This window comes from Luteolibacter sp. Y139 (assembly GCF_038066715.1).
Taxonomy (GTDB): Bacteria; Verrucomicrobiota; Verrucomicrobiia; order Verrucomicrobiales; family Akkermansiaceae; genus Haloferula; species Haloferula soli.
Genome location: NZ_JBBUKT010000001.1, coordinates 1 through 15,124 on the forward strand (window position 1 = coordinate 1; position 15,124 = coordinate 15,124).

The 15,124-nt window shown below is 62.5% G+C and carries 15 protein-coding genes; 6 read left to right on the forward strand and 9 right to left on the reverse strand.

Features of this window, described 5'->3' with window-relative positions:
- Positions 1-138: 138 nt before the first annotated feature.
- From WKV53_RS00005 to WKV53_RS00025, 5 genes are all read right to left on the reverse strand, one after another.
- Entirely contained in the window at positions 139-639 is a 501-nt protein-coding gene (locus WKV53_RS00005; protein ID WP_341402181.1) for a hypothetical protein, read from the reverse strand.
- Positions 640-788: 149 nt separating this feature from the next.
- Entirely contained in the window at positions 789-1,145 is a 357-nt protein-coding gene (locus tag WKV53_RS00010) for a hypothetical protein (RefSeq protein ID WP_341402182.1), read from the reverse strand.
- 256 nt (positions 1,146-1,401) lie between these two features.
- On the reverse strand, positions 1,402-4,038 hold the full coding sequence (locus tag WKV53_RS00015) for a beta strand repeat-containing protein (RefSeq protein WP_341402183.1): 2,637 nt from the start codon (positions 4,036-4,038) through the stop codon (positions 1,402-1,404).
- 140 nt (positions 4,039-4,178) lie between these two features.
- The gene (locus WKV53_RS00020; protein WP_341402184.1) at positions 4,179-4,796 is read right to left on the reverse strand and encodes a response regulator; all 618 of its coding nucleotides are present in this window, start codon (positions 4,794-4,796) and stop codon (positions 4,179-4,181) included.
- The gene (locus WKV53_RS00025; protein WP_341402185.1) at positions 4,793-6,838 is read right to left on the reverse strand and encodes a sensor histidine kinase; all 2,046 of its coding nucleotides are present in this window, start codon (positions 6,836-6,838) and stop codon (positions 4,793-4,795) included. The genes WKV53_RS00020 and WKV53_RS00025 overlap by 4 nt, the downstream gene beginning before the upstream one ends.
- 76 nt (positions 6,839-6,914) lie before the next feature.
- Between WKV53_RS00025 and WKV53_RS00030 the strand changes: the two genes are divergently transcribed.
- The 4 genes from WKV53_RS00030 to WKV53_RS00045 all read left to right on the forward strand — a co-directional run bounded on the left by WKV53_RS00030 (position 6,915) and on the right by WKV53_RS00045 (position 10,018).
- Complete coding sequence (locus tag WKV53_RS00030) at positions 6,915-7,811, forward strand: hypothetical protein (RefSeq protein ID WP_341402186.1); 897 nt, start codon at positions 6,915-6,917, stop codon at positions 7,809-7,811.
- A 46-nt stretch (positions 7,812-7,857) separates the two neighbouring features.
- Positions 7,858-8,424, forward strand: coding sequence for an RNA polymerase sigma factor (locus WKV53_RS00035; protein WP_341402187.1), 567 nt, complete (start codon positions 7,858-7,860; stop codon positions 8,422-8,424).
- Entirely contained in the window at positions 8,421-8,810 is a 390-nt protein-coding gene (locus tag WKV53_RS00040) for a hypothetical protein (protein WP_341402188.1), read from the forward strand. The genes WKV53_RS00035 and WKV53_RS00040 overlap by 4 nt, the downstream gene beginning before the upstream one ends.
- A 338-nt stretch (positions 8,811-9,148) precedes the next feature.
- On the forward strand, positions 9,149-10,018 hold the full coding sequence (locus tag WKV53_RS00045) for a hypothetical protein (protein WP_341402189.1): 870 nt from the start codon (positions 9,149-9,151) through the stop codon (positions 10,016-10,018).
- 10 nt (positions 10,019-10,028) lie between these two features.
- On the opposite strand, the gene WKV53_RS00050 is transcribed toward WKV53_RS00045, so the two are convergent.
- Positions 10,029-10,616, reverse strand: a complete 588-nt coding sequence (locus tag WKV53_RS00050) for a hypothetical protein (protein ID WP_341402190.1) — start codon at positions 10,614-10,616, stop codon at positions 10,029-10,031.
- Between the two features lie 80 nt (positions 10,617-10,696).
- On the opposite strand from WKV53_RS00050, the gene WKV53_RS00055 reads away from it, so the two are divergent.
- Positions 10,697-11,857, forward strand: coding sequence for an FG-GAP repeat domain-containing protein (locus WKV53_RS00055; RefSeq protein ID WP_341402191.1), 1,161 nt, complete (start codon positions 10,697-10,699; stop codon positions 11,855-11,857).
- Between the two features lie 15 nt (positions 11,858-11,872).
- On the opposite strand, the gene WKV53_RS00060 is transcribed toward WKV53_RS00055, so the two are convergent.
- From WKV53_RS00060 to WKV53_RS00070, 3 genes are read right to left on the reverse strand one after another with little or no spacing between them, the layout of a single operon-like run.
- The gene (locus WKV53_RS00060; RefSeq protein WP_341402192.1) at positions 11,873-13,162 is read right to left on the reverse strand and encodes a DUF3472 domain-containing protein; all 1,290 of its coding nucleotides are present in this window, start codon (positions 13,160-13,162) and stop codon (positions 11,873-11,875) included.
- A gap of 58 nt (positions 13,163-13,220) precedes the next feature.
- Positions 13,221-13,577 carry a DUF5329 family protein gene (locus WKV53_RS00065; RefSeq protein ID WP_341402194.1) on the reverse strand — a complete coding sequence of 119 codons (357 nt, stop codon included), beginning with the start codon at positions 13,575-13,577 and terminating at the stop codon, positions 13,221-13,223.
- Positions 13,578-13,621: 44 nt separating this feature from the next.
- Entirely contained in the window at positions 13,622-13,972 is a 351-nt protein-coding gene (locus WKV53_RS00070; protein ID WP_341402196.1) for a hypothetical protein, read from the reverse strand.
- Between the two features lie 125 nt (positions 13,973-14,097).
- On the opposite strand from WKV53_RS00070, the gene WKV53_RS00075 reads away from it, so the two are divergent.
- A complete protein-coding gene (locus WKV53_RS00075; protein WP_341402197.1) occupies positions 14,098-15,057 on the forward strand; it encodes a hypothetical protein in 960 nt (319 codons plus the stop codon).
- Positions 15,058-15,124: the final 67 nt, after the last annotated feature.

A 15,124-nucleotide genomic window follows, 5' to 3' on the forward strand; every position in this document is an offset into this window, starting at 1 on the left:
GGGGGGAACGGCGTCGCTTACGTGGGAGATCATGTCCGATTTTCCCCCGTTCTCTATTACGTCATGACGTGGGAATGCGAAAAAAGGACCGCGCCCCCCGGCAGCGGTCCTTTTCGTCGAAGAAATCCCCCTGATCTCTCAGTCTTCCCCACGCTCCAGCGAGTAGGCGGTCATCAGACCGGCCACGATCGCCAGGCCACAGAAAGCCGGAGCCCCCAGCAGGAATGTGCCGGCCACCGCCCCCGCGGAAGCCAACGCACAGACCGAACCAGCGAAATAAACCAGCAGCGGCATCCCGATGCCCCAGAAAATCGGATTGCGGCCGCAAAGCAGCGAACCGGCGAGGCAAACGATGGCCGACATGAACATCGTGCCGCCCGCAATGGTCAGCGAGCGCATGAACCAGTCTTCCTGACCGAACCAAACCCCGGCCGCACCGCCGAACACCAGGGCGGCGACGATCGCGATCACCGTGTTGATCACCCCTTCGCGGCTGCCCGTCCACAGGCCGGCCTTCTGGCCGCTCTCGTTGCGCTGGCGGCAGCGCTCGAGCTTGGCGGATTGGGCCAGCTCGTCATCGGAGAGCCGGACCTGATCGGCACCTTGGGGAAAGGGAGGAAGGGGGAGGTTCGTGGTCATACTCATCCAATCGCAATCGCGACTCCACGATTTTCAAAAAATCCAAATTATCCCGATTCACGAAAACTCCGGAATCACCGAAGCTCGCAAATGAATGACATTCACCGGCCGAACCGGCAACCTTGAGGCGGTCGCATCCCGCCAGCTCCTCAGGCCCGCTCTGGCCGACCGAAGATCCCGTCGATCAGGAAGGCCGTGACCATCCCGGCCGCGATCGTCACACCGAGGAAAAGCGGTGCCCCGTAGAGCAAGCCGACGCTTCCATCGCGCCCGCTGATCAGCGCCACCAGCATCCCGGCAAGATAGACCATGACCGGCACGCCCAGACCCCAGCGGATCGGATTCCGGCCAAACAAAAGGGATCCGGCGATCGAAACCACAACTCCCATCGCCATCGAACCGGTCGCAAGCTGAAGACCTTGCAGCCACAGGGAACTCCCCTCCGCCACCGCGAACCACGACCCGGCAGCGCCTCCGAAGAGCATCGCCGCACACAGGACGAACATGGTCCCGGACCAGCCGCATCCGCCGCTCAGTCCAGCCGTCCGGCCCAGCGTCGCTGCGGATTCTTCTTTGGTAAGTGGAGATCCCCCGATCACGCCTATTAGAAAGCCGGAAGTTTTCTAACGGAGCAAGCTTCAATTTTCCGAAATTTTTAGAAAACCTTCCGATATGCCCTGATTTTGCAAAATCGGGCGTTCCACGGCCATGGAACGCCCGATTCTATCGGATAGGTTTCTGCTAGGCCGCCGTTAGATTCCCTCAAGGAACGGCAGTGATACCTACCCGCAGGAACCCCTTCGGTCCGCGCGGCGTCGCCCCTCCCACGTTTCCGTTGAGGCGGAAGGTCCGGTAGCTCCAGCCCACACTCGGATCAGGCATCGCCGGAGTTCCCGTCAGGGCAGGCACCACCTCGGTCACGTTCTGGCCGAACACCGAGAGATCATTGGTCCCCGCGATTTCATAGGTCACCCCGTCCACAGTCGCGGAAACCGGCGCCGCACCCGTGAACGTCGCACCGCTGCGGACTGGCAGCATGACGAGCAGAGCCTGCGCCCCGCCCACCGTCTCGACCCGGCTCCGCACCTTGCCGCTCGGCACCCCGCTCGCCGGATTCCCGTCGATCGCAAACTCCTCCAGATTCGTGAGCCCGTCGTGGTCCGGGTCAGCGGATTTCGCCGCATTCCCCCCGCTCAAGCTGGGGAACTGCGCGATCCAGCTCGGGAACGGATCCGCCGGCACCTCCAGCAAGCCGAAGCCGGTGATCCGCGCCGTCTCATGCTGGGCCCCCGAGCCAATCGCCCCATAGGTCCCCGCCGCTTGGCTCACTCCACCGATCACCAGGCTGCCGATCGTGTCGGTAGTGGCGTGATCGAGTTCAAGGAAGGCGCCGTTCGCAATCTCCACCTTCGCCCCATCGGCGAGGCTCGCGAAGTTCAGGCTCAGCGTCCCTCCCGACACGCGGGTCGTGCCCGTGTAGTTATTGGCCGCCTGGAGCACCATCGTGCCCGGACCCGTCTTCGTCAGGCCTCCGACCGCACTGTTGAAGTCTCCCGACTGGTTGGTCAGCGCATTGGAAACGATCAGGTCCTCAAGCTCGTCGCCGGTGACATTCGCCACGTTGAAGACGGTGTCCGAGGACAGGTGATTCGCTTTTCCCGTGGTGCTCTGGATGATCGAGGCCGCACTGCCAACGACCGTGAAGTCGCCCTTGAACTGATAGCCCTGATACGTGCCCGCATCCGAAGAAGCCTGGGTAAGCACTCCCCCATTGAGCTTCACCGGGCCGATCAAGTTGTAGCGGCTGGCGTTCAAGGTGCCGCCGTTGAGGACCAAGGTCGGCAGCAACGAAACATCCGCCGACTGGTTGCTGAAGATGTTGTTGGTATTGAGCAGCACCACCGCCTCGCTCTCCACGGTGATCGTCCGCCCGGCGATCTGCGCATTGCCGAAGTTGGTGGAAGTCGGAGCGCCGCCTGCGAATGAACTCGCGGTCACCTGCCCTTCCTGGATCACGGCGTTGCCCGTGTAGCTACCGGTCCCTGTTAGAACCAGTGTCCCGCTGCCGGACTTCACGAACGAAAGCGGCTCGCCGAAGGGGCTCGCGTTGATCGCCCCGCCGAAGGTGCTGCCGTTGTCGTCATCGAGCGTCAGCGTCGCCGCTTGTGCGCCGGTATTCGTGATCACGCCGCCTAGGCTGCCAGCCATTCCGCCGACAGTCGGGCTGAAGCCATTCAGGTCGATCGTGCCGCCGGTCGCCGTGACCATCGTCGTCGCCGGTCCGAGCGCCTGCGCATTTCCTAGCACCAGCGTTCCCTGCTGCACCGCGGTGCCGCCGGTATGAATATTGGCCCCGTTGAGCAGGATCGTGCCGCTCCCGCCGGTCGTCAGCTTGCCGGTGCCCGAAATCTTCGAGTCCACGGTGAAGTAACTGCCCGATTGGTTCGCCCACAGCTGGTCCGCACTGAGAATCACCTGTCCGGTCGTATTGATGACACCCGGCCCGCTGCCAGCCTCACCGAGGATGCCGTTCGCACCGATCGTCAGGTTGTGCGTGCCACCGATCTCGACCAATCCCGAGCCTGCGGTGAAAACCACCGCCTTCATGTTCTGGTTCGCACCCAGCACGGTGCTGAAGTTGTCAGCCTCGGCCGCCGTGAATGCCACCGTCTTGGAACCATTCGAAACGATCGCCCCTGCCGCCACGGTTCCCGCTGCATCGGTCGTCCAGTTCGTACCCGCCCAACTCGCACTCGTCCCACCTTTCCAAAAGTAATCGGCGACCGGCGGCACCACGACCACCACGGTCGAGCGCAGGTTATCGATATTGAACACCGCATTCGGCGAAGTGCTACCACCATTGCCATAGGTGAACTTCAGGATCAGCTGCGCCCATCCACCGTTCGCCAGTGACTGCGCATTGCCCACCGTCAGCGGCCACGTGTAGGTCTGCGGCGCACCGCCCACCGGCACATCGAACTCGCCGAGCGGCGACCAACCCACGCCATCACCTTGGATGATCAGCTCCACCTTCGCATTCCCATACCACGAGTTGTAGCCCGGGTTCGGATACGAGACATCGAGCTTGATATCGGTCGCCCCCGTGAAGAGCGCCTGACGGGTTGGCTGGTCGAGATTGATCTGCGTCGGAGTGGAATACCACATCCCTTGCCAGCCACCATCCACACCCATCGGCGTGGTGACGGCCAGCGCATGGGTTCCTTCGGTCGCGCCCGTGGTGGTGGTCGCTACGGTGGTCTCATCGCCGGTCACGGCCGGGTTTCCTGCGGAGGACTCCCATCCTTGGGTCCCGGTTTCCCAGGAAAAGACCAGCCCGGCATGGCAGACCGGCGTGAGGAGGAGAGCGGAAAAAAAGCTGAGATGGATCGGGGATTTCATGGGCTTGGGTTGTCCCGTCATACCGGACTACTTGGGTCTCCGGAGATAGACGATGGTCCATCAAATCACCCGCCCCTCCTTTGCGCCACGACGGCAAGGAGGGGTTTTCATCTCCCCCGAATGGGGGGAAGCCACGCAGCTCAAAGCCGGATCAAGCCGCGCTGCAGCGACACCGACACCGCCTCGGCCCGGTCATGCACGCCCAGCTTCTGGAACAGCGACTTCATGTGCGACTTCACCGTCTCCTCCGAGATGAACATCGCCGAGGCCATCTCCTTGTTCGTCCGCCCGCGCGAAACCAGCCGCAGCACGTCGAGTTCGCGGGGTGTTAGGTTCGGCCGGATCAAACGGTCGGCAAGCCGCGACGCGATATTCTGTGGCAAGTAGCGCTCGCCCTGGTTCACCTGCCGCACCGCTGCCACCAGCTCTTCCTTCGTCGTGTCCTTCAGCAAATACCCGCGCGCACCTGCCTCCAGTGCTTGAAAAATGTCCTCCTCGTTGTCGTAGGTCGTCAGCACCAGCACCTTCGCCGCCGCATCGCGGGCCACTAGTGCCTTGATCGTCTGCACGCCATCACCATCCGGCATCCGCAGGTCCATGATGTAAACGTCCGCGACCTCCTTCGAGCCCATGACCTCGTTGCCACTGCCCGCTTCGGCCACCACTTTCAGGTCCTGTTGGCTGTCGAGAATCGCCGCGAGACCGGCTCGCAACGAGGGATGATCATCGGCGAGGAAAATCCGGATGGGCTTTTTCATGTCGGAAGGGTTGCGGATACTTCAGTGCCTTCCCCGGGCCTGCTGTCAATCGAAAGACTCCCGCCCAATGCAGCCACCCGTTCGTGCATCCCGGTCAGGCCATAGCCCTTCCCGACACGCTCCGCGACATCGAAACCGCCCCCGTTATCCAGCACCGTGAGCGTCACCCAATCGCTGCCAAATCGCAACCGCACCACGATTCTGTTAGACCCGGAATGCCGCGCCGCATTGGTCAATGCCTCCTGTCCGATGCGTAGCAAGGCGCTCTCCTGATCCGCCGAAAGCGGCCTCGGGGTGCCCTCGATTTCCTGCTGCGCGATGACCTTTCCATCCCGCGTCAAATCGGCCGCAAAGCGTTGCAACGCCGTCGCCAGATCCGCCTCGCCAAGCGCCAGCGGCCGTAAATTCCACACCGTCCGCCGCGCCTCCCGCATGCTGTCGCGGACCAGTCCGCGCGCCGTCTCCAGGTGAAGCCGCGCCTTCTCCGGCTCCTCGCTGATCTCATCGCGCACGCACTCGAGTTGCAGCGAAATCGAAGTCAGCCCCTGCGCCAGTGAGTCATGGATCTCCCGCGCAAATCGCCCTCGCTCGGAAAGCACCGCCTCAAACTCACGGCGCTGCGTTTCCTGCTCGCGATGCCGCTTGGTACGGTTCCTCGCGTAGATCGCCAGCATCACCGCAATGATCGCCGCCGCGGCCATGATCACCCGCTGCGTGGTCCACCACGGCGGCAGCGAAAGCACTTCCACATCCGCTGGCGAACGCAGCCGCACCAGCAGCTTGTCTTCTTCCTGCAAGGGCTCGAACGCCCCCGCCGAAGTAATCTGCGCGATCCCGTTCACGATCACCCGCGAACCGGGCACCAGCTCCGGCAAGGTGCCATCCAGCTCGCCTAACAGCCCCCGGAATACCGTCGCATGGTCGCGCAGTTCCAGTGTCGTTCCATCCTCGCCGCGGAAGACGTCCAGCAGCTCCGCCTCCAGCGAAACGAACTCCGCCTGATGCCTCGCATGAAGCACCTCACGCGCCTCGAACTTCAGCGGCTGCGGCTTCTCACCCGTCCCCACCACCCGCGCCCCGCGCGCCCGCAGGATCGGCTTCATCGGCCCCACTCGCGGCCACCCATCCGCCTCAACGATGCTACCCGGCACCGCCGCCACCGGCTGGGCCGTCTGCACCCACAGGCCGCCGCCATCCGTGCGGAGAAACATCCCGCGCCCGGGCATCGCCAGCGTCGCGATCCCACGGACTCGCACCAGTTCATCCGGACCCTCCCCGGTGAATCGGAAAAGCTCATCCGCGCGCACCAGCCGCGGCTCCGCTTTGCGATCCCGCCGCTCCAGCGACACCACGTCATCCAGCGAGTTCACTCGCAGGAATCGCCGCGTCATCTGCCGCCCCGCATTGAAAATCGTCGCCGCCACACCCCGGATCCGCACCGGACTTTCGGCCAAATCCCACGGCACCGACTCCGGCGGCAAGGGCCCTTCTAACAGCGCATGAAACTCACAGGGCCCCGCCTGGCATTCCAGCACGATGTCTCCCTCATTCATCAGCACCTCGCGAACCAGCGCCTCCACCTCGATCCACTCGCAATCGAGATCCGGGCGGTCCAGCTCTTCACCGCTCACATGCTTTGGCTCGGGCAATGCCTCGTGCCCCAGCACTTCGATCTGCGGCGCTTTCCCATCCACGCCCCGGATCACCGGCGCGAAATAACCGCGCCCCGTGACGCCCGTTACCTCGATCCGGTCACCCGTCACCGGCCATTTTCCGCCCCCTTCCAGCGGCTGCTCCACGAAAATCCCCGCCGTCCCGTCATGCAGGAATAGCGCAATCCCCGGCTCGTGGACAAACGGCGCGAAGCCCCGGATCTTCACCGGCCTCCCCTCCGCCGCTGCCTCCGGTGAAAGCGCCCTAACCTCCGCCGCCGACGTGATCACGCCCTGCCCAAGCGCCACCCGCGACGCCATCAGCATCACCACGACCGCCATCATCACGCGGAGGAAAACCTGCACGATCCCACACACAGACCATCCCACGTCATCGTGCAAGGCTACGCTGAGACACCCGCTGTAACCTTTCTCTCCTCCCCGGCGTACTCCCGGTCAGACTGCCATGAAAACGACCGCTCTTTTCCTCCTCGCCTTCGCCGCCCCGCTTTTCGCCGGCGAAATGGTGCCCTCCCAAATCCCCGCCTCCGCCAAATGGCTGCTCCACGCCGACCTCGATGCCATGCGCGGCAGCGAGACCGGGAAGAAGATCTTCGCCCGCATCGAGGACGAGCACGGCGCCAAGCTCCGCGCCTTCAAGCGCATGTTCTCCATCCATCCGCTCACCGACCTCCACGGCGTCACCCTCTACGGCGATGGCAAGCCCGAGCACGCCGTCGCGCTCATCGATGGCACCTTCAATCGCGAGCACATGGAAGACCTCGTGAAGGCCGCCGATGACTACAAGGAAACCTCCCACGCCGGATTCACCGTCCATAACTGGAACGACAAGGGCAAGGACCAGCACGCCGCCTTCGCCAGCGATCACCTGCTCGTCTTCAGCCATCAGGAAGACTTGCTGAACACCGCACTCGACGTGCTCAAGGCAAACGTCCCCGCCTCCGCCGATCCCTTCTTCACTGCCGAAGGCGGCAAGCCCCTCCTCGCCGCCAGCGCCAAGATCTCCGAAATCGATATCCCCGCCGACGCCGCCCGTCTCCTCCACATGGCCAAGACCCTGCGTCTCGCCGCCAATGAAAACGCCGGCCGCTTCTTCCTCCGTGCAAATGCCGACACCGCCGATGCCCGGGACGCCGAGCGCCTCCGCCGTATGCTCGATGGCGTCGTCGCCTTCGCCCAAGCCGGCGATGCCAAGCTCGATGGCCTCGACCTCCGTGCCGACTTCTCCTCCGCCGCCACCCCGCCCTCCCTCTCCGCCGCCCTCAGCCTCCCCGTCGCCGAATGGATCACCCTCATGGACAAGGCCGCTGCCGAAGACGCGAAGAAAAAGAAGAAGGACTAACCTCGGTCCTTTCCGGATCTCCTCCGCTAATCCACACTGATACATCGTGAACTCTTTCCCCTCCTCCGATGACTCCCTGCTCGCGCGCCAGGCGCGGGAGGGATCATCGGCGGCATTCGGCACCTTGGTTCACCGCTATCACGCCCGCGTCTTCGCCTTCCTCCTCACCCTGACCCGCCATCGCCAGGACGCCGAGGACCTCACCCAGGACACCTTTGTTAGAGCGTGGAACAAGATCCATCGCTACGATCCCTCCCTGCCTCTCCTTCCCTGGCTCTTCACCCTCGCCCGTCGCCAATCCATCGCCGCCCTGAGGAAATCGCGCCCCCTTCCACCCGACCTGCCCTTCCCCACCGAGCCCGAACCGGAAAGCCCGGCTCTCCAACTCTGGGCCATCGCCAAACGCCAGCTCGCCCCCGAAGCCTACAGCGCTCTCTGGCTTCACTACCGCGAGGAACTCCCGCTCAAGGAAGTCGCCAACATCCTCGGCAAGCGCGAAGGTGCCGTGAAAGTCCTCCTCCACCGCGCCCGCAAGTCCCTCGCCGAAACCCTCCGCGCCAAAACTCCCCCACCCCTTCCGCCGCCGCTTCCCGAACTTCAACGCACCCCATGAACCCGCGCGATCCCCATCACGAAATCGGCGACCTGCTCCGCTCGCAGAAGCCCGATCCGCAGCCATCGCCCGGTATGGAGATGCGCATCCTCCGCGCCCTCCCCTCCCGCGAAAAAAACGCCCGCCGCATCTGGCCCTGGTTCCTGCTCCCTCCCGCCGTCGCAATGGTGATCGTCGTGATCTTCTCACCAAAGCCCGCTTCACAAGCCGTCGTCTCCCAGCATCCCAAACCCATAGCGGAGCAACCCATCCAACCCACCCCCGTGGAAGAACTCACGCTTACGAACAATCCGCTCGAACAAGAAAAGCTCGCCCTTCAACGCGACGCCAGCCGAGCCGGGCGCTTCCTCATCGACTGCCTTCCATCACTCGGCGGCAACGAGTGAACCTCACTGGGAGCGCGGAAGTGGAGCGCAGCGGAAGTGGTCCGGGTCATTTCCATCCCTCCGGACAATTCATTCCGCCCGAGCGGTCCCAAAAGACCGACTAAAATCTCTGCGCTCTCAAAACCTCCCCGGCGCATCCCAATCCACCCCCAAAGCCCTCTCCAGCACCAACGGTGCGAAACCCCTCAGCCCCGCCCATCGGGCGGGGTTTTCCGTGCACAGGCAAAGGCGGCCTGAAGGGTCGCGATACGTGCAACGCCTCCACCACCATCGAGCCCGCACCCAACCGGGCACAATGGATCTCGACACGTCGTCCGTCAGCCAATCAAAGTAACCCCATGAACGCCGCCCCAACCTATCGTTGGGGCATTGGCTTCATCGCAATGCGCTGGCGGCACGTATTTTGGCTGCTGCCGCTGTTAGGCGCATTGCTAGGCTTGGGACAGCAGTATTGGAAACTCTACGGCCCGACCGCTACCGGGTTAGTCCAAGTATCGTCCTTCGGAATTTCTCCCATGAGGACCAGTCCTGCCGAAACCGCGAGGTTGCTCCAGTCCGACGAAGTTCTTTCCAAGACGGAGACTTCATTGGATCTCTCCGGACGTTGGTCAACTGATCCCAGCTCTGGTGTGGCGAGACTGCGAAGGATGATCCGCTGCGAAGTTATAGCCGGAACGTCGTTGATTGAATTACGTGTTTCGGACACTACCCGGAGCGAAGCCATCGAGATTTGGAGCACGCTCGCAAGCTTGGCAAATCAGGACATCATCGATGCCCGGCAGGCGGCAGCAGACGCCAAGCGCGCGGCAGATGAAGCGGCGCTCGAAGCGCTGGAGCTCGACCTGGAAGAGAAGCGGCAAAAACTCGCATCAGCTCTCACGCAGAAAACTCCGGCCACCGACCGTCCTGGTGAAACGCCAACAGAATTAGAGCACCTCAGGGCCGATTTCGAAGCTGCGAAAAAGACCTACTACAAGGAATTAATCCGTCTTTTCCCTTCAGTCGCCGTGTGTGGAATTCCAGTCGATCCAATCACCATCCAAGAAGCCCCTCCGATCTTCTCCCTAAATCGTCGGAACAGTATTCGTCCTCTAGCCCATCATGCAGGCCTTGGCCTCAGCATCGGAGTAATCCTCACGCCCCTCCTCGCCTACCTCTTGGAACTGATCTTCCCCCGCCGTCAGCCAGAAGCTCACGCCGAAACCTGACCACCGGCCATCACTTCATCTTCGCCAGCGCGTTCAAATCCAACTTCCGCGCCAACGCCACCAGATCCTTCTCCTCCGCCACCTCATTCGCGGTCAGCTCCACCAGGATCCGCTTGTCCACCACCAGCTGGAGCTTCTTCTCTCCCTCCATCACCGCGGTCTCACCCGAGATGCTATAGGTCTTCCGGTTCGCCAGCTTCATCAGTTCCTCATTCCCGATCAGCGGGATCAGCTGCTTCACCACCGGCGAATCCTTGATCACCTTCACCGTGATCTCCTTCTTGCCCGAGGCGTACATGCGCGTCATCGAAACCCCGCCGCCGAACGCCGACAGATCCTCCTGCTTCAGCGTCTCGCCTTTCCACGCGTCGATCGCGTCCGGCAATAGGTCCCCCACCTTCTTCGCCCCCTTCTCCTCCATCATCTTGAGCAGCACCCGGAGCTTCTCGATCACCGCCTCGTCATCGCCCTTGCGATAGTCATCCATCACCTGCCGCAGGCCGTTCTCGAACAGGTCCGGCTTTTTCGGCTCTTCCTTGGCGGAAGCAACGGGCACGGACATCGCGGCAACGGCGAGAAGCGGAAGGAGGGTTTTCATGGCATGGAGGAGTACGGAACAATCCCACCCGAGGTTACACGAAACGATCAAAAATCCCTCCCTCGCCCGTATCCCGTCAAATGCCCCGGTCCCACGCTCTTCTGCTCCTGTCCTCCTGCGTCTCCCTCCACGCCCTGCCCGAGGCCCCACCCGCCGCCTTCCGTGCCCAGACGCTGGATGCCAAGCTCGGCATCGGCTACGGCCTTTCCATCGCCGACATCGATGGCGACGGCAAACAGGACATCGTCCTCGTGGATGCCAAGGAAACCGTCTGGTACCAGAACCCCGACTGGACCAAGCACCAGATGACCGGCTCGCTGACCAAGCTCGACCACGTCTGCGTCGCCGCCTGCGACATTGACCACGACAAGAAAGCCGAAGTCGCCATCGGCGCGGAGTGGAATCCCGGCGATACCAAGAACAGCGGCGCCGTCTTCACCCTCACCGCCCCGGATGACCGCACCAAGGCATGGACCGCACACGAGCAACACCGCGAGCCAACCGTCCACCGCATGCACTGGGTCAAGGAATCACCCGACCACCACTTCCTCGCCGTCCTCCCTCTCCACGGCTGCAACAACGTGAACACCGAGGGCGATGGCATCCGCTTCCTCGGCTACCGGCCAAGCGCTGACAAGGAGTGGCCCACCTTCCTCATCAACGACCAATTCCATCTCGCCCACAATTTCGATCCCGTCACTTGGCCGGGCGACACCGGCGACGCGCTGCTCGTCGCCTGCAAGGAAGGCGTGCACCTGTTAGAAAAATCTGACAACGCATGGAAGCCCACCCGCCTGACCGAAAAAGGCGCCGGTGAAGTCCGCCTCGGCAAGCTGCCAAGCGGCCAACGCATGATCGCCACCATCGAGCCGTTCCACGGCAATACCCTCGCCATCAACCCCGAGAACAAGGACGGCCTCTGGTCCGCGAAGCGCGTCGTCCTCGACGAATCCCTCGCCGAAGGCCACGCCCTCGCCGCCGCCGATTTCCTCGGCCTCGGCTACGACCAGGTCATCGCCGGCTGGCGCAAGGCGAACGCCGAAAACAAGGTCGGCATCCGCCTCTACATCCCCACCTCCGATGACGGCAGCACCTGGAAACAGCACGCCGTCATCGACGACAACACCATGGCCTGCGAAGACTTCAAGATCGCCGACCTGAATGCCGACGGAAAGCCGGACATCATCGCAGCGGGCCGCGCGACCAAGAACCTCATCGTCTATTGGAATGAACGGAAGTAGCCCTCCGGCTTCCCTTCACTTCATCGGCATCTTCTCCAGCTCCGCATCCACCGGATGCTTCCCTTCGGGAGCTGAAATCTTCATCGCGTCGTAAGCCTTCGTCACCGCGGTCTCGTTCGTGTCCTCCACGAAACCGCCATTCGCCAGATAGAAGCGCTTCCCGATCGTGCCCGCACTGCGGTCAAGTCGCTCGGACTTGCCGTGCCCATCATGGGTAAACTTGGCCTCCGTCAGCGGCATCCACTTACCCGACTTGGTGCGGATCCATCCGTTGCCAAATTCACAGACCCGGCGCTCGTCCCCATTGTCGCCACCGAAGTTCTCATTGAAGGAATAGAGCCCGTGCAAAAACTTGCCGTCCCTCGGCGCGCGGAATGAAGCGACCAGATGCCATTGCTTCTCCTTCGAGTCGCGATACCACCCGCTGTAGATCGTCTTGTCGCCTTCCGCCTGCGCACGCATCAGGAAGTGCACGGTATCGCCGAGCTTCCACGGATAGACCAGATGGCTGTGACCACCCGTGCCCTCGTTGCCGAAGTCACCCGCGTCCACGCCACCGCCCTTGGCCAGCAGCTTCACGCGATTGTCGTCATCGACCTTCTTGCGATCCACCGCTTCGCCACCCGAATCCCACACCGAGAAAATGATCCGCCGCTCGGTCGGGCTATTCACCTGCATGCCGAAATAGCCACGGTGCCAACCGGTCGCCATGTAGTAGCTCCACAGCGGCTCCGTCTTCGGAGTCACCTCCAGATAGAACCACTCCACGTCATCCTTCGCCTCCTCCGGCACCGTGTAGCCGAGATGAATCGAGGCCGCATTGCGCCGCTCCACCATCGAGAAATGCGCGCCTTCTGATGCAGCGCCATCCACCACCAGCGCCTTCAATCCCGGCAACTTGTTCCCCCTGCCCTCAAGCTCGAAGCGGTAGTAGCCCGGCGCAGGAACATCGAACTTCCCGAACGCCACCTGCTCGCCGTTCTCCTTGCCATCGAGCGGCCGCCCCTTCGCCGAACCCTCCTGCGGGGTAACGGTCAGCTTCAGCCGCGCCCCCGCCGGCAAACCACCGGCGAGCTTGAGCGAAAGGTCCAGCTCACCCTTGGCCGCGATGTGCCCATACCAGTGAAGCTTGGTCTTCTCCTCCCAGCTCGTGATGTCGCCATCCTTGCTGCGCTGGGCTCCCTTGTTCGGCTCCGGAGCCGTGTAAGCGGTGAATGCCGGCACCTCCACTACCGCCAGCGCCGGAACAGCCAACGCCGGAACAGCCAACGCCGCCAAAATCGAGCACGAAAGCCACTTTTTCATGCCGGAGATTTGCTTTCATGACGTTTTCGTCAATCAGAAAGCAGCCCGGCGTATCTCCTCAACCCTTCTTCAGCTGCTCCGTCAAATACGGCCCGCAGTCAGTCTCCTTCCCGTCCTCCAGCCGGATCCGGTAGGCCTTGCCGCTGGTGGAAGACTTCGTCGCCACCTTCTCGATGAACTCGGCGGCCGTCTTGATCTCCTTGTCGTTTGCCTCCCACTTCCCCTTCAGGAACTTCGCAGCCGAGGCGGCATCGTATTCCTTCCCATTGCGGATGAAGACCGCCTTCTTCAAGGAGGCGATGTGGGCGATCAGTGCCTCGATCTTCTTCGCTTCTTCCGCCGGTGCCGTCGCAGCGTTCACCGAGGGAACCAGGGCCAGGCACAGACAGGCAATAAAACGGCTTCTCGTCATCATGACAGCCACCCTAGCTCGCCCTGCCAAGTCGCACAACCAAACGCTTATTCGATGACTTGGATCAACGAGCTTCCCGCTCTCGCCATCGCAGTAAACAGGAACCACCCGAGCCAAGCCGCCAGTAGCACACCGGTTCCCACCGTCCAGCGCTTGGAAAACCAATCCGGCTGGCGTCGCTCCAGCCAGATGGTGGCGAGCGCCCACACCAGCGGCAACAGGATGAGCAGGAATCCCCAGTTCCGGACGAACGACAACTTGAGCGGGAGCACGCTGAATGTCTCAGGATAGCCGCGCGCCTTGAGAATCGTCGCCGTCAACAAACTGCCGGCAATCACGATGCCCGACTGCAGTGCAGCCAGAACGGCCTGAACCCTGAATTCTCCCGCGAAGTTCACGAGTCATATTCTATATCGGGATGTGCCACGGCATTCCACCCGAAAGGTTCGGCCTCCCGCTGGCGCTCCACACAGCGGCCATTTTTCAAATCGCAGTGCGACGCGTTTTCTCCCAGCATGCCATCGTGAAACCTCTCCCCGCCTTCGGCCTCGTGGCCGCAGCCATCGCCGCCACGGTCGCCATCGAAGAATCCCGGATGTCCGACCTCCGCCATCGCTTGGACGAGTTGTCCCAGGCCACGGCCACCCAAACCGGTTCCTCCCACAAGGAAGCTCCGGCCGCCCCTGTCGCCTCAGCCACCACTCCCACGGCACCGACGAAGGCGAGTGATCGCCCGGCAAAACCTGAACACCCTACCGGGGAGAAACCCGATGTGGACGAGGAAGCCCTTGGCAAGACCGTCCGCAAGATGTGGGAGAATCCCGCCGGCAAGGCGATGATGAACCAAGGCGTGAAAATGGCCGTCGCGATGATGTACGAAGACTTCATCGAGGGCCTCAATCTCAGCAAGGAAGAGAAGGACTACTTCAAGAACCTTCTCGGCAAGAGCATGGCCGACCAACAGGAGATCGGCATGAAGATGATGAACGCCTCGCCGGAAGAGCGCACCGCCCTCGCCAAGGAACTCGAGGAACGCAAGAAGGCCAACGATGAGGCCATCAAGGCCTTCCTCAACAACGAGGACGATGCCAAGCGCTTCGCCGACTATCAGAGCCGTCTGCCGGAACACCAGCAACTCGAAGGCGTCCGCGCCACCTTCGCCGCGAAGAACGCCACCATGGATGCTGAAACGGAGGCCAAGTTGGTCGACGCCATGTATCAGGTCCGCACCAATTCAAAGGGCGCCGACTTCACCGGCCCCGACGCCTGGAGCAAGATGGCCGACGGCGGCTTGGTGAAAAACTTCGAGCAGAGCTGGGACACTCAGAACGAGGCCCTCATGAAGGAAGCCGACACCATCCTCGACGACACCCAGCTCGCCGCCTTCAAGGAATACCGTCAGCAGCTCAAGGACATGCAGCTCATGAGCATGAAGATGGCCGAGAAAATGATGTCCGGCCAAGGCGACAAGAAGGACGAGTAAGGAAGCGGAACGCCTCTCCGCCTTCGTAGCGGAACGACTGCGTCGGTCCGGCTGAGGGCGGACCGCA